At 43.7% G+C, this 21,784-nt stretch carries 21 protein-coding genes; 15 read left to right on the plus strand and 6 right to left on the minus strand.

All coding sequences use genetic code 11. The annotated features are described in order from the left end of the window. Positions 1-182: 182 nt before the first annotated feature. The gene (locus tag NST45_RS03800; protein ID WP_339824949.1) at positions 183-4,751 is read right to left on the minus strand and encodes a S8 family serine peptidase; all 4,569 of its coding nucleotides are present in this window, start codon (positions 4,749-4,751) and stop codon (positions 183-185) included. A gap of 286 nt (positions 4,752-5,037) precedes the next feature. Here NST45_RS03800 and NST45_RS03805 point away from each other — a divergent pair, with 286 nt between their 5' ends. From NST45_RS03805 to NST45_RS03830, 6 genes are all read left to right on the plus strand, one after another. Then, complete coding sequence (locus NST45_RS03805; protein ID WP_036683926.1) at positions 5,038-5,397, plus strand: hypothetical protein; 360 nt, start codon at positions 5,038-5,040, stop codon at positions 5,395-5,397. A 36-nt stretch (positions 5,398-5,433) separates the two neighbouring features. Next, positions 5,434-5,613: a YfhD family protein gene (locus NST45_RS03810; protein ID WP_036683923.1), complete on the plus strand. Its 180-nt coding sequence runs from the start codon at positions 5,434-5,436 to the stop codon at positions 5,611-5,613. A 97-nt stretch (positions 5,614-5,710) separates the two neighbouring features. Continuing rightward, a complete protein-coding gene (locus NST45_RS03815; protein ID WP_036683921.1) occupies positions 5,711-6,082 on the plus strand; it encodes a hypothetical protein in 372 nt (123 codons plus the stop codon). A gap of 806 nt (positions 6,083-6,888) precedes the next feature. Further along, entirely contained in the window at positions 6,889-7,038 is a 150-nt protein-coding gene (locus NST45_RS03820; protein ID WP_170914261.1) for a hypothetical protein, read from the plus strand. After that, positions 7,007-7,801 (plus strand): methyl-accepting chemotaxis protein, encoded by a 795-nt coding sequence (locus NST45_RS03825; RefSeq protein ID WP_339192167.1) that lies wholly within the window; start codon positions 7,007-7,009, stop codon positions 7,799-7,801. Before NST45_RS03820 ends, NST45_RS03825 begins: the two co-directional genes overlap by 32 nt. Positions 7,802-7,957: 156 nt before the next feature. After that, positions 7,958-9,309, plus strand: a protein-coding gene (locus NST45_RS03830) for an IS3 family transposase (RefSeq protein WP_141118633.1) whose coding sequence is annotated in 2 segments (ribosomal slippage) — positions 7,958-8,345 and positions 8,345-9,309 — 1,353 coding nt in all. Because the reading frame shifts where the segments join, the coding sequence is not laid out codon by codon here. Positions 9,310-9,385: 76 nt separating this feature from the next. Here NST45_RS03830 and NST45_RS03835 read toward each other — a convergent pair. From NST45_RS03835 to NST45_RS03845, 3 genes are read right to left on the minus strand one after another with little or no spacing between them, the layout of a single operon-like run. Next, positions 9,386-9,514 carry a hypothetical protein gene (locus NST45_RS03835; RefSeq protein WP_268748658.1) on the minus strand — a complete coding sequence of 43 codons (129 nt, stop codon included), beginning with the start codon at positions 9,512-9,514 and terminating at the stop codon, positions 9,386-9,388. Beyond that, positions 9,511-9,783: a hypothetical protein gene (locus tag NST45_RS03840; protein ID WP_051491299.1), complete on the minus strand. Its 273-nt coding sequence runs from the start codon at positions 9,781-9,783 to the stop codon at positions 9,511-9,513. The genes NST45_RS03835 and NST45_RS03840 overlap by 4 nt, the downstream gene beginning before the upstream one ends. Before the next feature lie 5 nt (positions 9,784-9,788). Beyond that, complete coding sequence (locus NST45_RS03845) at positions 9,789-9,965, minus strand: hypothetical protein (protein WP_155986568.1); 177 nt, start codon at positions 9,963-9,965, stop codon at positions 9,789-9,791. 154 nt (positions 9,966-10,119) lie between these two features. Between NST45_RS03845 and NST45_RS03850 the strand changes: the two genes are divergently transcribed. From NST45_RS03850 to mtaB, 7 genes are all read left to right on the plus strand, one after another. Further along, positions 10,120-10,680 (plus strand): RNA polymerase sigma factor, encoded by a 561-nt coding sequence (locus NST45_RS03850; protein ID WP_036683913.1) that lies wholly within the window; start codon positions 10,120-10,122, stop codon positions 10,678-10,680. Beyond that, entirely contained in the window at positions 10,640-12,316 is a 1,677-nt protein-coding gene (locus NST45_RS03855) for a DUF4179 domain-containing protein (RefSeq protein WP_143758565.1), read from the plus strand. Before NST45_RS03850 ends, NST45_RS03855 begins: the two co-directional genes overlap by 41 nt. A gap of 104 nt (positions 12,317-12,420) precedes the next feature. Next, the gene (locus NST45_RS03860) at positions 12,421-12,999 is read left to right on the plus strand and encodes a DNA-3-methyladenine glycosylase I (RefSeq protein ID WP_038572920.1); all 579 of its coding nucleotides are present in this window, start codon (positions 12,421-12,423) and stop codon (positions 12,997-12,999) included. A gap of 145 nt (positions 13,000-13,144) precedes the next feature. Next, complete coding sequence (gene prmA, locus NST45_RS03865; RefSeq protein WP_076098521.1) at positions 13,145-14,197, plus strand: 50S ribosomal protein L11 methyltransferase; 1,053 nt, start codon at positions 13,145-13,147, stop codon at positions 14,195-14,197. Positions 14,198-14,199: 2 nt separating this feature from the next. Continuing rightward, positions 14,200-14,883 carry a site-2 protease family protein gene (locus NST45_RS03870; RefSeq protein WP_036683904.1) on the plus strand — a complete coding sequence of 228 codons (684 nt, stop codon included), beginning with the start codon at positions 14,200-14,202 and terminating at the stop codon, positions 14,881-14,883. Positions 14,884-15,062: 179 nt separating this feature from the next. After that, positions 15,063-15,827, plus strand: coding sequence for an RsmE family RNA methyltransferase (locus NST45_RS03875; RefSeq protein ID WP_076098522.1), 765 nt, complete (start codon positions 15,063-15,065; stop codon positions 15,825-15,827). A 3-nt stretch (positions 15,828-15,830) separates the two neighbouring features. Further along, positions 15,831-17,174: a tRNA (N(6)-L-threonylcarbamoyladenosine(37)-C(2))-methylthiotransferase MtaB gene (gene mtaB / locus NST45_RS03880; RefSeq protein WP_038572916.1), complete on the plus strand. Its 1,344-nt coding sequence runs from the start codon at positions 15,831-15,833 to the stop codon at positions 17,172-17,174. Between the two features lie 340 nt (positions 17,175-17,514). Here mtaB and NST45_RS03885 read toward each other — a convergent pair whose 3' ends face one another. Both NST45_RS03885 and NST45_RS03890 read right to left on the minus strand, forming a co-directional pair. Next, positions 17,515-17,841, minus strand: a complete 327-nt coding sequence (locus NST45_RS03885; RefSeq protein ID WP_036683900.1) for an AzlD domain-containing protein — start codon at positions 17,839-17,841, stop codon at positions 17,515-17,517. After that, positions 17,832-18,566: an AzlC family ABC transporter permease gene (locus NST45_RS03890; protein WP_036683898.1), complete on the minus strand. Its 735-nt coding sequence runs from the start codon at positions 18,564-18,566 to the stop codon at positions 17,832-17,834. Before NST45_RS03890 ends, NST45_RS03885 begins: the two co-directional genes overlap by 10 nt. A gap of 209 nt (positions 18,567-18,775) precedes the next feature. Here NST45_RS03890 and NST45_RS03895 point away from each other — a divergent pair, with 209 nt between their 5' ends. Further along, positions 18,776-21,001, plus strand: coding sequence for a hypothetical protein (locus tag NST45_RS03895; protein WP_036683896.1), 2,226 nt, complete (start codon positions 18,776-18,778; stop codon positions 20,999-21,001). Between the two features lie 151 nt (positions 21,002-21,152). After that, positions 21,153-21,713 (plus strand): ECF-type riboflavin transporter substrate-binding protein, encoded by a 561-nt coding sequence (locus NST45_RS03900; protein ID WP_036683889.1) that lies wholly within the window; start codon positions 21,153-21,155, stop codon positions 21,711-21,713. Positions 21,714-21,784 lie beyond the last annotated feature (71 nt).

The following is a 21,784-nucleotide window of genomic DNA, read 5'->3' on the forward strand; positions in this document are numbered from 1 at the left end:
GTTTTTCCTGCTAATAGCGACTATGGGGTCCGTTAGCATGGCAAATGTCGCATAATCCAGCATTTAAGTGCAACTGTGTCCGATAGTTGCCTCGTATGCGCCGCAGATGTGACCTAAAGCGAGAAAGCCCCAGCAGCCATCTGGCTGCTGGGGCTTTCTTTGAGAGTTCAACTAGATACTGTTTAAGAACGTAGGTCCTCGAACACGCGGCTCAGAATCGTTGCTGCCTGTGCCCGAGTCAGAATACCTTGTGGATTGAAGTTGTCCGCGCCAACGCCCTTGAGATAACCTTTGCTTACCGCATAGGCTACGGCGTTACGTGCTTCTGCAGCGATGTTGTCGGCATCCTTAAAGCTCAAAGGAGTCTTAGCTACTGTAAGATCAGCACCTAGAGCTTCAGCAATGATAAGAGCTGCTTCTTCGCGAGTCAGCACATCACGTGAACCACTTTGTTTGATACGAGTATTCCAAGTGTCACCTTTTCCAAGTAGACGGTCGAAGAGCGTTAGTAGCTCCGCTTGATTTAAGGTGTCAGTAGGCTTGAAGCTGCCATCGGTTCCTTTGCCGGCAATGATACCATGAGCAGCAAGAACTTCGATATCGCCTTTAGCCCAGTGAGTGCCGATATCCTTGAAGCTTACATTACGGAATGCAACGCTATAAGAGCCGTCGCCAGTAACTGCAAACTGTAGAATACCTTCTTTAGAGAAAGATCCAGGTTGCAGATAGGACCATTTATGATCCTTTGTTTCTGCATAGGCGGCAGTTTTTCGAGCATCACGTAGACTGCTGTCTTTTAGATTAAGCTGAAGGGTAATCGGCTTTCCGGTTGTCCAACCATTTTTAATGGTCAGAATGGAAGAACCAATATTGATCGCAGCTGAGCTTCCTGATAAGACTGCTGTATCGCTAGCATCAGCCAGACTTATCGTAAGCAACAGACCACTGCTGCTAATGAAATCCGGAAGGGTTGCCGCTGGAATAAGAACATTGAACCCACTACTGTTAAGGCTGAGTGCATTCTCCGATTTCTTCAACTGTTCGGCTTGCGCCGGGGTAAGAGTAATAACGACTTGGCTATACTTATTGAAATTCACATCGCTAAGATCAAGTACAGAAGTCTTATCTTTTGCATTCTGGATCGAATTTGTTAATGCAGCATCTAAGATGTTAAACACCGTTGAAGGTTTACCACCAGCTGGATCAGCTGTCTCTACTAGCTTCCCGGATTTCAAAGAAGGTCCAGGAGTGGGAGTGCTGGTTGCTGTAGATACATAGGTCTCAGAAGATGGAGAAGACGTAGGTGATGGTGTCGGTGTTGGCGTTTCTGTTGGATCTGGCGTTGCTGATGGTGTCGGTGTTGCTGATGGCGTTGGCGTTGGCGTTGGCGTTGGCGTTGGCGTTGGTGTAGGTTTTTCAGGTGTGCTTACAGTTACACTTACTGTTCTCAAACCAGATGGGATAGTTGATGTTGTGGCATCATTCCAAATCTGGACATCATATAGCTCAAAGGAATAATCTCCTGCTGTTGCTGGTTCGAAGGTTATTTGGGCTAGTGAGCCAGAGCCGTGATAAGCACCTCCTGACAGATTGACACTATATTGTGTCAGTTTGTGGCCGTCTCCAAGGTCATACGTTTGTGAATATTCTGTAAGTGGAACACTAGAGAAATGCTCCTCTTGATACGTAACCAGCTGTACGCTTGGCTGGATTACCGGTGTTTCAAGGGAATTATCGTATATGACACCGAATGAAGCCCCATAGACGCCATAAACCTCGTCTGTCACGGAATAATCTAAATCAACGGTCACAGATTGTCCTACTTCAATGGTGGATGCAGAAAGAGCCGGAGTTACTGTGAAAGTACCATCCCCTGTGCTATAAAGCAGCCGCTGAACGTAATCATCGTCGTCTGCACCATTCCCCACTTTATCGACCACATGGACTTTGTACTCATTTAGCCCCTCGTTAACAGGAACATCAATGGTAAAGGCACCGTTATTTGCAATCACACCGCCAAATTTATAAGCATTCCCATCATAATGTTTGCCTTCGGCATATACGGTAAACCAGTTTCCAATAGGGTTTGTATTAGAAATATAATAGGCCATTAGGTCATCATCAATAAAACCACTAATTTGTGCCACGCCAGGATCGGTTGGCGCTTCGCGTTCATACTCCTCAATGGTGATGCCGGAAACTAGCGGCTTCTCGGTATCAATTGTGAACTCGGCCTTTTGTTTCTCGAGCAGTTGCCCATTGGGAAGCACGGGAATGATGTAGTAGTGACCATCTGCTAAAGTAGACTTGGCGGAGGTCTCCAGGTCTGTTAATGTTCCATCCCAATTTGGAACTTCGTATACACCACGATAGATCTTCTCATCGATCGCATAAACTTCACCTAAAACTGTTGCAGGAGCATCTTTTGAAGAGGCAACGAAACTTATGCTTTCCAGCTCTTCATTAACAGAAAAGGTAAAGGTGGTGTCGTCTGAGCGACCATCACCATTAGGTGAAATTTGTGGACTTTCAAAAGAAAGCTGATTAATAGGTGCTACATTAAATTGGTCACCTACAACAACGTTAAATGGCAGACGAAGGGTTTCTGTATCAGAGGTAAGTAACAGGATGCCTTCATATGCGCCCTCTTTTGCTATTTTAGATACATTGAGTGTAAATTGTGCATATTGATTTACCCCTGAGATAACACTGTTTGGTGCAAAATCAATACTAATATCATTAGGAGCTTCTGTCAGCCATTTGGTGGAAAGGGTGTATGTTTCTCCATTCCCTTTAAAGTCCTCTACATAGACAGCTTTCGTTACGGTAACACCCTTTGGCTGTAAGCCGAAGGATAAGGAACCTGTGTAATAAGGGATTTCAACAGTACCCGGAAGACCGCTGTTAAGGATCTCACCGACTTTAGCAATGGATTTAGCGTTTATCGACTTCTCCAGATTAATTAAACCTGCACCTTGTTGGTACAAGGAGTAAGAATTCCCATCACGTTTAAAAATAGGATCAGCATTGTTCATCAGCAGGGCTTTAATTTCATTTGGCTTCAGATCAGAGTTTTTACTCAGTAACAAAGCCACAGCTCCTACAACGTGTGGAGTTGCCATGCTAGTGCCATTTTTTAAGCCGAAAGCTTGGTCATAGTTCCCATCCCAGCTAGGGATCGTCGAGTTGATATTGACTCCGGGCGCTACAACATCAGGTTTTATTAGATAATCGGGCATCCCCGGACCCATAGAACTGAAGTTTGCTAACTGATTTACTTCAAGCGCTATATAGTAACTGATTATATCTTTAGCCGCAGCCATCTGAGTTTTTATTTTTTTGCCATCGGCTTGACTGATTCCGTAGGTAGGAATGTAATCCCCAGGCGCACCAAGGGTGGGGCTGATTTCACCAGGCTCATTATTGGCAATCAGCAAAAGCTTCGCACCAGCAGCTTTGGCATTAAGAGATTTGTCTGAGAAGCTCAGCGAGCCCCGATCGACAAGCACTACCTTATCTTTGACATCCAGATTTTTGTAATCGGAAGGACTCCCAAGACCAGCGAAAACGATCTTACTGCCAGCAATATTATCTATTAAATCTGGGGAGTAACTGGCTAATGTCCCGGGAATCTTTTTAACATCGCCAATATCAAAGAAAGGGGTATTTATCGGAGTAGTAGAAGCTCCAACACTAAGCGCGAGTTGGGCACCAGCGGGTTCGCCCAGTGTTCCTGCATCCGGTCCAGCGTTACCGGCGGCAACAATAACATTCACGCCCGATTTTACGGTATTGTCTATCGCGATTGAACTCGCGGAATAGCTTTGGTTGACACTAGAGCCTAGAGAAAGGTTAATAACATCTGCTCCGTCATCGACCGCTTTCTCAATACCCGCAATTACATCTGCTGTGGAACCAGATCCATAGGGACCAAGTACGCGATACGCATACAATTCTACCTCAGGTGCCACATCTAAAATTGTCCCGGCAACGTGTGTACCATGCGAGGTTTCGTAAGGAGTACCTGCTCTTGGAGGGAAGTTAGCATCAGGGGCTGTTTCAGCCGGATCATCATCCTGATCATATACATCATAGCCGCCCTTATAATTATCTTTTAACAAAGGGTGATTCTTATCAATACCAGTATCGACAACCGCTACCTGTACATCTTTGCCTGTGTAACCTAAATCATGTAGTTTGTCCGCGCCTATTAGCTTGCCGCTGTCTGAATAGGAACGTGTAGCAGGTAATGTCGCCACTTCAACACTGTCTTCTAGTGCATGTACTTCTTCATTCGGATAAATAGCCGCAACGCCTGGAAGCTCTAACAGCTTGTTTACTTGATTGGCTGGCAGCGTAATGGAATACCCGTTAAAAATCTCACTGTATTCAAAACCGATATCGGCATCGATTTTCTGTGTTGAGGAAATAAAGCTTTTATGCTCTGAGATAATTTTACTGCGTTGTGAGGAGACTGAGGATCGTAAAGAATAAGTTTTTGCCTCATTTACATACACACTGACTGGTTTATTAGTCAATTCCACAATCACTGAAACTGGTGCTGAACCTTTGAGTACTCCAGCATAGTTATGAGGGGTCACACTTTGAGACTGTACATCCGTAACCAGGGTTGAAGATTCAAGGGATGAGTTCGCAAATGCAGCTGATGGAAAAAGAACAGACACAGCCAGTCCGAAGCTTGCCGCTCCAATACCAAATCTTTGAATAGAGTGTTTAAAGGTACGTTTCAAATAAGTTCATCCTCCCAAATGAATTTTTTTGTATTGCATTGTGTGTCTGTGGTTCTCCTCCTCCATATAAAATGTAAAAAATTATGAAAATTAAATTTATTCTACAGCTATAACTTCAAATCGAATATACAACTTTAGTACCATATTGCAGCGAAGCGTTGAGGAAATTGTCGAATTCCCAGTAGATAAGTGGAATATAAGAAAATCAGAGCATAAAACAAGTGAAATTAAGACAATATAAATGAATGCAACAGATATCTGAATTTCAAGCGAGAGCGGGGATAAGATGTCGGAAAGATATATTTTGGCATATTTTAAAAGTCCAGAGGAAGCCGAAGGCGTCGCGCGCAAGCTTCGTGCACTTCGGGCCATTGAAGTTTCCATTGATCGCTTCAGTAGATATGGAGGTACCAGCTTTAGCTCAGGGGTAAATCCGGTGACAGGCAATGTGGCCAGAATGGACTCCATGACTGCTGAGCACGCACACACAGGCATACTTGCAGCTGCGGACACCAGCTCTAGCGGAATGAGTCATGGTGGTAACGGAGGTCCAACGGGGAGAGATATTTTGCTTACGGTTATTGTGCATACGGAGTCCTACGATCAGGCTCTGCGCTTAATTGAAGAAGCAGGCGGGATGGTCTGATCGGCACTTCATTAATAAGAAGAAAGGAGACGAACAATGGATAGAGAAAACTCACAAATCTTCTCCAAGACGGAGAAATTGAAAATGTTATACGAAGCTAAAGCAGAGGATGTAGAATTCTCGGCGGCGGAAGCCGATCTTGATGATATTGAAGCTCAGGATCGCGCACAAGAAGCGGACAAACGTCAGCTGAATGAGATTATGAAGAAAGAATAGCAGCTAAAAAAGCTAAGGCGGATACCTCACTTTGTGGGGTATTTTTGTGTTTGGGCATGTATAATTAGGGCGAAGAGCTTAAGTGTGGGGGGAGAAGATGGATAACGTTATTTTGTGGACAGGATTAGCCTTATTGATCGCACTATTAACCTATTTGAACCAGAAGCAGTTGTACTCTCCAAAAGTAAAACGGGCCTATCGTGAGTTGCGGGAGCTGACAGAGAAGGTTCGTATGGAGCGCTCTGAGGCGAGCGATTTGTATCGATGGGAAGCAGAATTAACCGAACTAGAGAATCATCCGAACGAACTGAATAAATTGGATGCCGAAATTAGGTTTCATCACGCATTTTTGTTATATCTTGAACGTCACTACCCTTCAGACCCAAGGATTATTGGTTTGAAGCAAGCTGACGCATATCAGAAGGATATGGTTCTGGGGATTAAAATAAAAGATTATAAATCCAATTAATAAGATACTTTTGACTGTACGTACAATGGGAGAAGGAATATATTCGCACAGGTCGCAGACAACTGCTGCATGAAGCGAAGGTAGACGTAGCTTGCTGCGCCGCAGCCTGGCTGGAGTGCATTTGAATCGGATGAACTGCCATATTTTGCTGCGTGCTCGTAATGAGGGAACGACTGAAGTAGTGGTAAAATAAAGTTGCTTTGTGGTTGGAATCTGAAAATTGAAATTAGTAATGGGATTGAGAATGATAGAATTTGAAAATGAAATTGAGAGTTGAACCCTAGCTGATATTTGCAGCTGGGTTTTTTTGTTATGAGATCAGAAAAATGAACTAAATTAGGGCAAGCTTTTAGCTTATAAGTAAGGCTACCGCTAAGAAGAATTTGGGCGTCTCATAGTCAACGTAGCTGTAGATGCATTTCTGTTGGAATTGGATATAATTTTCGGCATGATTGAGGTTGGAAAATGATTAATTAGGGAAAACTTCCCTCTATTTTTCTCTAAATGCTCGAAAAAATGAGTTTTTAGGGAAAACCTCCCTGAAAAACGCTCGAAAAGATAGAAAAAGCCTGATTTCATGAGTTTTTGGGGAGTATTTCCCTAAAAGATAGATCAACCTTCGAATCTTGCACATCATTAGGGAAGTTTTCCCTAATTATCATTATTTTCAATTATATTAACGTCTGCAGATGTTATAAATATTTTAAGTAAAATAGCTAATATCACACTACAAATTAAGGATGTATAATTGTTCGAATATACTAACTACGACCAATCAAGTATTGAATTTTTCAGGGGGAATTAGAATGGGGCTGGTACACTCTCAAGGAGTTACTGATGAGCTTGTTGTTAGATCTTTAGAAAGAAATTTAGCCATTATCCGGTTTGACCTTGATCGCCGAGTTGCTTATGTGAATGAGGTTTTTGCAAATTCCATGGGATATAAAAAAAGATGAAATGTACGGAATGCATCATAAAGAGTTCTGTTTTCCACATTTCGCAGATAGCCCAGGTTACGAACGGTTTTGGCAGGATCTTTTTACAGGGAAGAGTTTTCAGGATAAGATCGAACGAATGGATTCGAAAGGAAATGCGGTTTGGCTTGAAGCCACCTACATGCCAGTGTTTGATGAAAGCAATGAACAAGTCATCGGAGTATCTAAAATAGCAACTAATATCACCCAAAGACAAAGCAACATGAGTAATCTTGTGCAACGGATGAACGAGATGGCAGATAGCTTGAATCAAAGAGCAGATTTAGGTATTGAGCGCAGTCAAGAATTATTACGAAGCATCAACAAAATCGCCGAAGTATCGACAGAAAATACACATACTCTAGCTAATCTTGAAAAGCAAGCTGTATCGATTCATAGCATCGTGCAAACGATTCGCGATATTGCTTCGCAAACGCAATTATTAGCCCTAAATGCTGCTATTGAGGCAGCGCATGCCGGGGAGTATGGCCGAGGTTTTGACGTGGTGGCAAAAGAAGTAAGAAAGTTATCTTCCATGGTACAAGATTCGATCATAAAGGTACGGGATAGTGTGGATGCGATCACGCTGGAAATTGGAAAGATCTCTATAGGAACAAATCAAGTGCAAGAAAATATAGAAGATAGTCAGCAGCAGGTTCTGGTAGCGTTGGAGGATTTTTCGAAGATTGCTTCATCTGCACAAAATCTCGACACACAAGCGCGTGAGGTTATGGATATTCTCTAGCAGCAGTATGTATGTTGATAGATTGAATATCAGCAAAAAAGGGTCGGTCTCCTACTTTGAACTGTGACCCGTAAGATGGAAACTTTGAAAAAAGTGACCCTCTTACGGGTCATTTTGTGTTTTAATCGAAATATCGAAATAACGGAGGAAGCCTTCATGAATAACAAAACAAGAGGAAGCTCAAGGATATTCAACGAAAATGAGATCAAACAACTAGAGAACAATCCAAATGTAGAGAACGTGACGGAAAAGAGTATTACCTATTCACCAACGTTTAAGTTGGCTGCGGTTAAGGCCTATAAGGAAGGCCAAGCCCCAATGGAGATCTTCCTTAGCGCAGGATTTAACCTAGATATTATCGGTCGCAAGAAGCCTAAGCATTGCCTAACCCGTTGGCGTAATACATATAATGCTCTGGGAGAGGCTGGACTACTAGAGGAACAACGAGGAAAAGGATCCCCGGGCAGACGACCGACAGGGGAACTTTCTACCGAGGAAAAGTTAAAACGTGCAGAAGCACGAATCAAGCTTCTGGAGATGGAGAACGACTTCTTAAAAAAGCTGGAGGCGCTCGAAAAGCAGAAGATGCAGAGGAAACGTTGACCCCCTCCGAGCGCTACGAAATTATTAACCAAACGATACGTAAGCACGGTCTGCAGCGAATGACGCGTTATTTGTGTAAGCTAGCTTGTGTGAGCTTAAGCGGATATTACCGTTGGCAAGTCGCTGAGGAAGCAAGACAGTTGCGAGAGAAGGCAGACGAACGAGACGCTTTCCTTATCAAGAAACACTATGACGCTTTGAATGGTAAAGCTGGAGCATTGGTCGTGAAGATGTGGCTGGAACGGGAGAATGGTATCATCATGAATCATAAAAAGATTCGAAGATTAATGCGAAAATATAAGCTTGTTGCTACGATCCGGCAAGCAAATCCCTATCGCAAGATGGCAAAAGCCACACAAGAGCACCAAACATGTCCCAACCTACTCAAGCGCCAGTTTGACCAAGGAGAGCCTGAGAAAGTGCTGCTGACGGATATTACCTATATGCATTATGGTAATGGACAATGTGCTTATTTATCCGTGGTGAAAGACGGGGCTACGAGACAAATTTTAGCTCACTACCTCTCTTCTTCATTGGCTATGCCAATTGTAGAACGAACACTGGAGAAACTACTTGAACGACTGGATGGCAATATTCATCCAGAAGCCCTTTTGCATTCGGATCAAGGAATGCACTATACTCACCCTAGATTCCGCCTTCTCGTACGCGAAGCTGGGTTTACACAGTCCATGTCACGGAAAGGGAACTGCTGGGATAACGCCGCCATGGAGAGCTTTTTTGGCCATCTGAAGGATGATTTGGAGTACAAGACATGTATGACTCTCTTGGAATTACGAACAAAGGTTGATGACTATATCGCCTACTATAACTCCGAGCGATATCAATGGACATTAAAAAAGATGACTCCCGATGAATTCAGGAGTCACCTATTAATTGCTTCTTAAAGGTCTTCTTTTTTCAACTTTCCACAAATACGGTCACAGTTCACTTGCGAGAGATAGACCCTTTTAATTGTTGGTATTATCCGATTTTGTTAACAATCAAGGTAGGAATCATATATCTATGATTTATGATGACTCCGTTAACTCCGGTGTTACCAGAAGCACCAGTCGTGCCAGTGACTCCAGTCGCGCCCGTAGCTCCCGTCACTCCAGTAACTCCCGTGTCCCCAATCGCCCCATCAGAGCCAGTCCCACCTTTAGCCCCATCACCCCAGTAGCGCCTGTCGCGCCAGTTGCCCCATCATACCCAAGTAATTCTGCTGTAACTAATCGATGCGGGGCTACTAATCTTTCTGCACTGTCTTTACCCCAAAATGAGAGTTGAATTGGATGATCTGGCAAACTAGCAGTTGTGAAAAAAAATTCGAAAGTATCAAAATCCGCAAAATAATTTTTAGTTATTACTTGATTTGGCATCACATCTAGCAGATCGCATACATATTGAATTCTTTCTCATTCATGTAGTAGCCTTCGATCAGAACTGTGGAAGCAATCTGACCGCTACCATTAGCAATTTTGACCGTGACCTGTTGTGTAAGTCTTGTGTTGTTTTCTGAGTTAACATTGTTTTCTATCGGACCAGTAGTTAAAAGAGTCATTGTCCTTCCTCCATTTGCTTCATTCAGATTATTAAGCCCGTTTGATTTTCCCTATGTCTTTAAGAGTAGCGATAGTTTATGCTCAGAAAAACGAACCTTTTCCAAGGATTGGTTGTCATATAGATATCTCAGTCAAGAAAGGAGGGCGCAAGATTTGGAGAGTAACCGGGAGTTATTTGAAACCTACAATAAAGATGTATACCGGACTTGCTACTATATGGTGCATGACGCGGCGGATGCAGAGGATTTGACTCAGGATGTCTTTATTACCGTATTTCGCAGTAATCGTGAGCACGTGGAGCATATCAAGGCTTGGATTATGAAAATAACGGTCAACCATTGCCTCAATCATTTGAAACGAAAACGAACCTTGCAACAGAAGATAACGGACAACCTTCATTTCTTTAATAAAACGGCAGAAACAGCTGTGGAGCAGCAGATTGAGCAGCGTGAGACGGAGGTCGAGTGGGCGCAATATATGAGCCAGGTCCCTATCAAACTTAGGATGGTGCTCACACTTAGGTATATGCATGATTTCAGTCTGGCTGAAATTTCGGATCTGCTGTCCATTCCACTTGGAACGACCAAATCTAGGCTGCATAAAGGACTAACGGTAATGAGGAGAATCCTGCAGGAGGCTGGGGTTCAAATTGAACTAAAGGAGGGCGAAGCTTTTGAAAAAGTTAGAAAATATGCTGGAGCATCGTTTAAATGAAGATAAAGGCGTGCCTTATCCAGATTTTGAACGCATGTGGGGACGTTTAGAGCAAGAAAACAGTACAATGACTCCCCTACAACTTCGTATGGCCAATGGTAGCGGGAACAGAAGGAGAAACTGGAGTAAAATAGCTGTGGTTGCTTCATTTTCAGTACTTATTGCAGCGGCACCCGTATATGCGGCAGTGCATTATGATTGGGATAATTTGCTCCATGGGAGAGGAGGCGTTCAATCAGCGCTGGCCCAAAATCTCGGACAACAACTGAACCAGTCGGTGACACAGGATGGAGTAACTCTGAAGCTACATACAGCGATTGTGGATGAGAATCGGACGGTTATCTTATTCACTTTGGATGTAGGAAAACGCTTGGAAAATGAAAATTGGAATGTTAAAGGAATGACTTTGAAGGGCGCAGATGGGGCGAATGGTCCCAGTGAGTTCAGTTATGTGTTATGGGATGAGAAAAATCAACATTACAACGGATATTTCGAGAGTGATTGGACACCGAAAAAGGACACTGTGAATGTGCAACTAGTTGCAGATAATCTGCAAGCCTTTAGCACACAGGAGTTAGATTTACCGCTGGATATCCAATCGCAGGAGACACAAAAGTTTCCTATTGGACAGGAAGGGATGCGCAGCATAGAGGTGAAACCTTTTACCCAAGGACAAGAAAAAATATTATTCTCTTCAGCGATCATTTTTGATCAGCCAGAAACAAAAGAATGGGCCTTTCCAAATATAGTCGCTTACAAAAACGGAACGCTCATAAATTCGCTGGCAGGAGGTGCTTTCGGTACACCGGGAGAAAACGGGGAATATACGTCCCAGCAATATTTTAAGGCGGCTGATATTTCCAGCGGAGAAGTGAATTACAAGCTGCAGTACATGAAACAAGAGAAAAAGGTTGAGGGGCCACTAGCTTTTGATCTTCAATTAAGCAAAAAGCAGATGGAGAGCGGAACCATAAATACTTCATTGAATCTGCCGCTAGAAGAGGGCGAACCTAATTACACGCTGGAGAAAATGGTAGTGACGCCTACTCAAATTCGAATCGCCATTAGAAGTAAAGAGAAAGGCAACAATTTCCCGTATCAAAAGTCTACTCTTGAAGTAGCAGGCAAGACGCTGGAGGGCAATTTCTGGAGATCTCCAGAAGGTGAGCCGGAATTAACAGTGCTTCGTTTTGAGCGGCCAGTTGACCTTGAAATCACAGAAGAGACGCCAATTACCTTTGTTGCTAAATACAAGGTGACTCAGCACGGCAGCTATAAAATTAACAAGGACGAAAAAACACCACTTCTGTTGACGAATATATCTGATAAGAAACAGACGCTTATCCAGCAGCTTAGTGGTTATCCGGTAAAATGGACGTACTATATGCAGGGTGCCGATCTTTATGTAGAGACTGAAAGTGAAGATGCTCGCTTCGGTGGAATTAACCAGACCCATATCGGACTGGGGAAAGAGCGTATTTTAGGTAAACCTCTGACCGTTAATTTCACGGGGGATGGAAACAATAAGGCCATTGATGTTTACAAGGGTTTCAAAGGTACAGAAGCTTCTATTTATATATTCTTCTATACGACTGACGATCCGGATAAAGAAACAAGAGTGCAGCTGCGGCCATAGAAAATTTTTTTTAGGGAGGAACCTTGTGTTCTTCCCTTTTTTTCGTTTACAGTGAGTAGATGCTGAGTGGACTCAGGGAGGATTAGCGTAAAGGAGAGAAAAGGATGGAAATCACTCGCTGTGCTTGGGTTAATGAGGATCCTTTATATATCGCATACCATGATGAAGAGTGGGGTAAACCTCTGTATGATGACCGGAAGCTGTTTGAATTACTTATGCTCGAAGGCATGCAGGCAGGATTAAGCTGGTACACCGTCTTAAAAAAGCGGGCACATTACAGAGAGGTATTTGATGGATTTGATCCGGAAAAGATTGTGCATTATGATGAGCCGAAAATTGCTGAGCTGATGAACGATCCCGGGATTATTAGAAATCGCTTAAAGATTGATTCTATCATTCGTAATGCAAGCGTATATTTGCAAATTAGTGCGGAAACAGGCAGCTTTGCAGATTATCTCTGGAGTTTTGTGGGGGGTGCACCTTCGATTAACCATTGGAAGACACGTGCGGATGTCCCTGCTTCGACGGCTCAGTCTGACGCAATGAGTAAAGCATTAAAAAAGCGAGGCATGAAGTTTGTCGGCTCTACCATATGTTATGCTTTTATGCAGGCATCGGGGATGGTAGATGATCATTCGCTCGATTGCTTTTGCAGGAGCAGCACGGGCATAGCAGAGCGTTGATCTGTAGTTTGGCGTTACCCCAAGAAGAAATGTTATACTATGAAGCGAATGCTCACAAAACTAAGTCTATGCTTACGAAGCCAGTTTTGCACGAAGTCAATCAATGAAGCTAACGCTCACAAAACTTTAGGAGGATCACATAAAGATGTTATGGCATGAAGTGACGATACATACAACAGAAGAAGCACAAGAAATGATTTCGAATTTTTTATATGAAGCAGGAGCGGGTGGGGTTTCTATTGAAGAATCCGGAACACTCAGTAAAGAGCGGAATACGCGTTACGGTGAATTATACGACCAACCCTTGAATGATATCCCAGAAGGGGAAGCGGTAATCAAAGGTTATTATGCCGATTCCACGGATATGGATGCTGTTATAGAAGAACTGACTCCACGGGTAGCAGAATTGCGTGAGTACGGTATTGATCCGGGCAAATCGCTGATTTCTTGGAAAACCGTAGATGAAGACGAATGGGCGCATGCTTGGAAGCAATATTTTAAACCGCTCAGGGTATCGGAGCGTCTCACGATTAAACCAACTTGGGAGGAATATACGCCTGAGCGCCCAGATGAAGCAATCATTGAGCTGGACCCTGGTATGGCATTTGGTACAGGGACTCACCCTACAACAGCTTTGTGCCTGCGTGCGCTCGAGAAGAATATTAGCGGCGGCGAAGAAGTAATCGATGTTGGTACGGGTTCAGGAATATTGGCTGTAGGTGCGATGCTGCTCGGTGCGAAATCCGTGCTGGCGTTAGATTTGGACCCTGTAGCTGTTGAAAGTGCGCGCGAGAATGTAGCACTGAACAAACTTGAGAAGTTCATTACGGTAAAAGAAAGCGACCTGCTCTCCTTGCTAGGCGGTGAAGGTGTAGCTGACACGGCTGCTGGAGAAATGTGGCCATCCGCTAGACCGGGTCACACTCTTGAGGGAACACCTGCTGAGCAAGTAACAGTGGATAGTCTTGGCGTTACACTCCCAGTGAAGATTGTAGTTGCGAATATTTTGGCAGAAATCATCGTATTGTTTACGGATGATGTGTATCGTGCACTTCAGCCAGGAGGCTTGTATATTACCTCTGGTATTTACAAGGATAAAGAAGGGCTTGTGGCTAACGCACTACAAGAGTCCGGCTTTGAGATTATGGAAGTATCCCGTGAAGAAGATTGGGTGGCATTTACAGCCGGAAAGAGGTAAAAATGGATATATTGCAAAGTATAATACGTGTAGATTTGGATCAGCTTCCTTTTCTGCTTATTACGATTTTAATTGCTTTTACAGTACATGAATTCAGTCATGCTTATTTCGCAAATAAGTTCGGTGACCCTACGGCTAGATTATTAGGACGCATGACGCTTAACCCTGCTGTACACTTCGATTTTTTTGGTATTTTACTGCTGCTGGTTGCTGGTTTCGGGTGGGCGCGTCCGGTTCCTGTAAACCGCGATAACTTTAGCCGCCCCCGTCTGATGGGAGTCATTGTGTCTGCTGCGGGCCCAATCAGTAACCTGTTACTAGGGATTATTGGTGCTTTAATATATGGGGTGCTTGCGGCAACCGGTGTATTAGAGTCGATCTCCAATGATCGCGTTTTAGAGGCAGTGTATCTGTTCTTTGGCACCTTTATTCAATGGAACTTCTTTTTATTCTTGTTCAATCTGATTCCATTGCCTCCGCTGGATGGCTACCGGATTGTGGAGGATATTGCTCCTCGCTCCATTCGGGGCAAATTACAGCAATTTGAGCAATGGGCTGTATTTATCTTTTTATTAATTCTGTTTATTCCAGGGTTACGAACCTATACCATTGATCCTCTTGGCCACTGGGCTAGTGAAATGTCGAGAACATTTGTACAGCTATTCCTAAGAATGTTTGGCAGCTAAGGTAGGGACTGAAGTCTGGTCAACCCTGCTTAAACATTGTATTATGTAATTTGTTGAAAAATAGGATAGTTAAATTTCGCCTGATCCATAGTTATATTTCTCTAAGAAACGGGTGACGTCTTTATTAAGGCGTCTTTACCGTTTCTTCTTACTGAATTCATGAACAGGATGATGAAGAGATGCAGCGATATTTTGTTACACCGGAGCAGTTTGGTGCAGATAACGTTAGAATTGACGGGGAAGATGCAAGGCATATTGCCAAAGTGATGCGCGGTAAGGCTGGGGACAAGCTTATTGTCAGCGATGGCGTCTCCCGTGAAGCGTTAGTGGAGATTGCTCAGATCGAAATTGGGGAAGTGACAGTGAATATCCTGGAAACCCTGGAGATGACGCATGAACCGCGGATAAAAATCACAGTGGCTCAGAGCTTACCCAAGGCTGATAAGATGGAAACTGTCATTCAAAAGTGCACAGAAATTGGAGCCGTTGGTTTTATTCCTTTTCTGTCGGAGCGCACGATTGTACAATACGATGAACGCAAGGAAAGTAAGCGGCTGGACCGCTGGCGTAAAATTTGTAAAGAAGCTGCCGAGCAGGCACACCGGAACATCGTTCCGGCTGTAGGCTCACCGTTATCCTGGAAGCAGCTGCTCCAGACTTTTAGTGAGTATGATGCAATTTATTTCTGTTATGAAAAAGAAGAAGGCTTGCAGCTTCGCAGCAGTGTTGCCCCTTGGTTATCCTCGCTTTCACCGCAGGCTGGTGGGAAGGTATTGATTGTGGTAGGTCCTGAAGGGGGCTTTACACCAGAGGAATGCCAAAAGGCAGAAGAAGCTGGTGCGGTTTCCGTAGGACTAGGACGGCGTATTCTGCGCTGTGAGACAGCGGGCATGGTTGCCGCTGCTTGTATTTTATATGAATCTGGAGAAATGGGAGGAGCTTAAGAGATGCCATCCGTAGCATTTTATACTTTAGGTTGTAAAGTGAATTTTTATGACACCGAAGCCATCTGGCAGCTATTCAAAAATGAAGGTTACGAGCAGGTCGATTTCGAGGGACCCGCCGATGTATATCTGATTAATACTTGTACTGTAACTAATACAGGTGACAAAAAAAGCCGTCAAATGATTCGTCGTGCCGTTCGCCGCAATCCGGAGGCTATCGTGGCGGTTACTGGCTGCTATGCACAGACCTCTCCTGGTGAGATTCTGGATATTCCTGGTGTCGATCTTGTTATTGGTAACCAGGACCGCGATCAGATCATGACGCATGTGAAGAACATTGAAGCCTCACGTCAGCCAGTCAACGCTGTTCGTAATATTATGAAGACACGTGAATTCGAAGAGATGGATGTACCTGGCTTTGCGGATCGGACGCGTGCTTTTATGAAGATTCAGGATGGCTGCAACAACTTCTGCACATTCTGCATCATTCCATGGTCACGTGGACTTTCCCGCAGCCGTGATCCCAAAAGCATCGTAACCCAGGCGCATCAATTAGTAGAAGCAGGGTATAAAGAATTTGTTCTCACGGGTATTCATACCGGTGGTTACGGTGATGATCTTGATAATTACCGTCTAGCCGATTTGCTGTGGGATCTAGATAAGGTGGATGGACTGGAGCGGGTACGTATCAGTTCTATCGAAGCCAGCCAGATCGATGAGAAGCTGCTGGAGGTGCTGAACCGTTCCTCTAAAATGTGCCGTCATCTGCATATCCCGCTGCAAGCCGGACATAATGATGTGCTGAAAGCAATGCGCCGTAAATATACGACAGAAGAATATTACGCCAAAATGCAGCTGATCCGTCAGGCGATGCCAGATGTCGGGATTACTACGGATGTTATCGTTGGATTCCCGGGGGAGACCGATGAAATGTTCCGTGCCGGCTACGATTTCATGAAGGCTATTAATTACTCTGAGATGCATGTATTCCCTTACTCCAAGCGGACGGGCACTCCAGCAGCGCGGATGGAGAATCAGATCGACGAAGAAATCAAAAATGTACGCGTGCAGGAACTGATTGATCTTTCAGAAGAAATGCAAATAGCTTATGCTCGTAAATTTGTAGGTCAGACATTAAGTGTTATTCCGGAAAGAGCCGCAAAAGGGGCTCCGGGCCGCAATATCCAGCATGGGTTTAGCGACAACTATTTGCAGGTGTTCTTCGATGGTGAAGATTCACTCCAAGGAGAACTTTGTCAGGTGAAGATAACGGAAGCTGGCGTGAACGAATGCCGCGGTGAGTTGATCGGGGTTAGTCAGACTGGGCTTCAGCAGGCTGTTCGTTAAGCAATAAATATCCGTTAAATAGATATTAGTAAAAAGACAACAGAGCAGCCATTTTTCCGTTAATGGGGAAGGGCTGCTCTGTTTTTTAGTTGCTGCTGCCTAGACCACCAATTCATAACAATCTCCTGATGCTTTCGGACCCAGATGGCGTTATTTGCAATTTTTTTGCCTTTTATGCTTAGTTTCGGACTCCAGTGCAGCTATTCCTCAGAAAGTGGTTCATAATAGGTGTTTTTCATGGCAATAGCGACTATGGGGTCCGTTAGTGTTCCAAAAGTGGGATAAAGCTGTGAATAAGGTCAACTGGGTCCGATAGCGACTTCATACGCGTAGAAGTGGATCAAAAAAACATCCGTAGGATCATGATTGAAACAATCCCCGCCAGTACAGTGCCTAGCAAGCTCCGGGTTTTTATCGCAACCAAAAAAGTAGGCAATGCCGCAAAAAGCTCAATGTTATTAGCTAAAGACGAAAATTTTCCATCATTCAAAAATATCTCCTGACCTATTAATGCCGCCATAACAGAGATAGGAACATAATTTAACCAGCGCATTCCCCATTCTGGCAATTCAAACCGGCTAAGGATCATAAGCGGAACCACCCTGGGAATAAAGGTCACAAAAGCTGCTCCTAGAATGATCAGAAATACATCCCATCTCACTTCCATTTTTCAAACACCATCCCTATCGTTGACGCAATAACTGTAGCGATAATCACTCCAACACTACTGGAGAATAGGAAAGAGCTTCCTACTGCTATGATTACGGCAAGGATTGCGACAACCAAATCTAGTTTGATTTTATTACGGTCAATCATGGAAATTACAAGAATACCAATAAACATCGCAGGTAAGGCAAACTGCAAACCGAATTGATCAGGGTCTGAGATCCACTGGGCTAAAAAAGCTCCCGCTACATTCGCAAGAAACCAATTTAAATATGCTGTGAGATTTAGACCGTGCATCCATTTTTCACTGATTTGCTGCTTATTCAAAGCTTGATTGATGGCAACTCCAAAGGTCTCATCAGTCAATAAAGAACCAACCAGCATATTTCTCAGTGGGGAAAGATGGCGGAAATAAGGAGAAAGAGCTGCACTAAGCAAAATATGGCGAAGATTCACGATAAATATCGTAATGATAATGGCCGCAGGCGAGCTGCTAACGGCTATCATTCCAGCAGCTATAAACTGAGCGGAGCCCGCGTAAAGAATCAAGCTGATTAAGGCAATCTCAGCAATGCTGAGTCCGGCTGTCTTTTGAACAACGCCTGCTGCAAGTCCGATGCTTAAGTAGCCTAGTAGTGTGGGAATACAATCTTTTACCCCTTTAAGGAAGCTATCTTCCTGTTTAGGAGACGGGATTGCTTCTAGTTGGACGTTCTCTGCACTCATCGTAGCCCCCTTGTTTCAAGAAAGAATTTAGTAGTTAGCATATTACTTCCTAATATTTTGATCAACCTTTACCGTATTATCTAGTCTGAAAGTCCCGAATTTCGCTTTATAGAGCCAGGGGGTAAACACTTAGGGTACAATTGTCGATATAAGTAAAAGAGTGTGGGGATAAACCACCGAACGACATTATAGCCTAAGGGAGAGAACAAATGACTGTGTACAGGAAAATGACGAAAATGCTCCTCATCATGATATTGTTAGCTACTGCGGTTTTTCCGGTAAGTGTCTTTGCAGCGACCGGCGATATCAACTCGATTGAATTCGAAAGCTCAGCTAAAGTAGAGCTTACGGTTGGACAAACGCCAAAGCAACTTAAGGTATATGCGAATGTGGAAGGGTCCTCATCTAAAAGAGATGTGACAGGTGCAGTTGTATGGAATTCTTCTAACACAAACGCTGTAAAGGTAGTAAATGGCCTGCTGACTCCGATAGACAGTGGAAAAGCTATTATTACAGCGACTTATAATCATGCACTTGCTACCATTGAAGTTGAGGTAGCACATCCTGTTAAAGAACTGAAGCTCGAATATAGTTCTGAAGGGAACTACAAATTGGGTGATGATGAGGATAAACTGCTGGTCAAAGCCAATGCGATTGGTGGAGAAACAGCGACTTCTGCTAAGGATGTAACGGCTGATACTACTTGGAGCAGCTCGAACACAAGCGTATTGACCATTGCAGAAGGTAAGATCACTTTGGCTGGTGAAGGTACAGCAACGATCACTGCCAAATACAAGACCTTAACAGCAACCTTTAAGGCTGTAGTGAAATTGCCTTATTCTGAAATTGAGCTTAAACATGACGACAAAATCGTTAAAGAACTAGAGATGCTAGTTGGAGATGCACCTTTGAAATTGGTTGCAGAGACTAAAGAAACTACAAAATCCAGCGCAAATGATATTTCAGCGAAAGCGGAATGGTCCTCTTCTAGTGCTAGTGTAGCTACAGTAGACAAAGGCGAGATCAAAGTGTTGTCTGCTGGTAAAGCTGTAATTACAGTATCCTATCTGGGGATTACACAAACTGTAGACGTATATGTACGTGCTCCTTATGAAGCGCTACTACTTACTCCTACAGGAGATCAATTCCTGTTTATGGGTGAAACCCTGAACGTTAAGGCTGAGGTTCGCGATGCTGCGAATTCTACTCCGAATATTTCAGGCAGCGCAGTATGGACTTCGGATAACCAATTGGCGGCAACCGTTACGCCTGGTAGCGATACCGCGGCAGTGACTGCTAAAGCAGTGGGAACTTCGGTTATTAAAGCAGAGTACAGAGGAATTAATAAAAGCTTTAAGCTGACAGTTTATCCTACGATTACAGAACTGGAAGCCGACAAGACGGAACTGGAGCTTTACACAGATGACACCGTAAGCCTTCCAAAAGTAAACGGTACAAAGCTTGACGGAACAAAGCTAGATCTTAGCAGTGATATCGAGTGGACCTCTGCGGATGATGAGATTGCCACCATTAAAGACGGTAAAATTGTAGCTGAATCGGCAGGTATTGTGAAGGTTATCGGTAAAATAAAATCAGAAAACCCAACGACTTCAAAAACAGCTGTAAGAGAAAAAAGTGTTGAAGTAAAGGTTACAGTGAAAGATAAAGTCCTTGTCTTGCTTGGACCAGAAGAAAATCTGGTGATTGTTACTGGTGAAGAGAAGGCTGTTCCTGAAGTGAAAGCTGTGATGGAAAACGGCAGTGAACTTGATGCTACTGGAACTATGGAATGGGAGCTTACCGGTACGAATGCAATTATCAAGACAACAACTTCCGGTAAGGTAATCAAAGGACTGGTGAAGGGTTCTGCTACTTTAAAGGGAACTTACGCCAATAAAACCATCAGTATCCCAGTTACCATTGAACAAAAGGTTACTAAGCTTGTTGTAGAACCTACTGCTATCGAAATGAACATTAAAGGCTCTAAAGCGATAAAGGTAACGGCTTATTATTCTAATGGTAAAACGGGAAATGTCTCCAGCAGTATGAATTGGCAGTCCTCGAATGAGGCGGTTGCTACGGTTAAAGCTACATCCGTTAAAGCAGTAACAGAAGGTACTGCTACGCTGACAGGATCTTACCAAGGGATTGCTGCTAGTGTCAAAATTACTGTAGTTCCTAAATTGACAAAGCTAACCGTTAATGAAAGCAGACTGAAAATGGCTCCGGGAGCCGTTCAGAATGTAGTCGTGACTGCACAGTATGATACTGGTAAGACTGCTGTTGTTACTGGAAGTGCGGTATGGACCAGCTCCAAGCCTTCTGTAGCGAGAGTATCTGCTAGCGGTCAGATTGTAGCTGTGAGTAAAGGAACGACATCCATTAAAGGAAAGCTAGGCGGCAAGACAGTTACGGTATCAGTGACAGTGAAGTAATAGAAAATATGATCTGAATAATCAAATATGAATCTGCAAAGCCAACATTATGTTGCTTTGCAGATTTTTTTATTTGGATTCTATAGTAATTCCGACTATTCCGATGTATAATCACATAAAACATAATAGATGCGTTGGGGGAGATGAGAACATGGCAAAACAAAAGGTGTTGTCGATCAAGACGATTGTAGCGATTGGTATTGGTTCTGCTTTATTCGTTATATTGGGGAGATTCGGCTCGATTCCTTCGGGTATTCCAAACACTAACATCGAGACTACATACGCATTACTGGCATTGTTCTCCCTATTGTACGGTCCGTTTGCCGGATTATTTATAGGCCTGATCGGGCATACCCTGAAGGATACGATATCTTATGGATCGCCATGGTTCAGTTGGGTCATATCATCTGGCATTGTAGGGCTGGTTATTGGCTTGTTAGTAGCTAGAATCGCTATTCATGACGGGGAATTCGGACGGAAGGAAATAATACGCTTTAATCTGGCTCAGATTGCAGCGAATGCTGTAGCATGGTTCCTTGTAGCCCCGGTGTTGGATATTCTGATCTATGCAGAACCCGTAAATAAAGTATTTACGCAAGGACTGACCGCAGGTGCATTAAATATAGCTTCGGTGGCAGTGATCGGATCTTTACTAGCCATTGCGTATGCTAAGACAAGAACGAAACAGGGCAGCTTAACTAGAGAAGCTTGAGTGGAATACAAATCCAAGCTAAAAAAGCCGGTGGAAATCACCGGCTTTTTTCTCTTCACATTAACCCAGAG

Origin of the sequence: Paenibacillus sp. FSL R7-0163 (genome assembly GCF_037969975.1) — a bacterium.
Classification (GTDB): Bacteria; Bacillota; Bacilli; order Paenibacillales; family Paenibacillaceae; genus Paenibacillus_AQ; species Paenibacillus_AQ odorifer.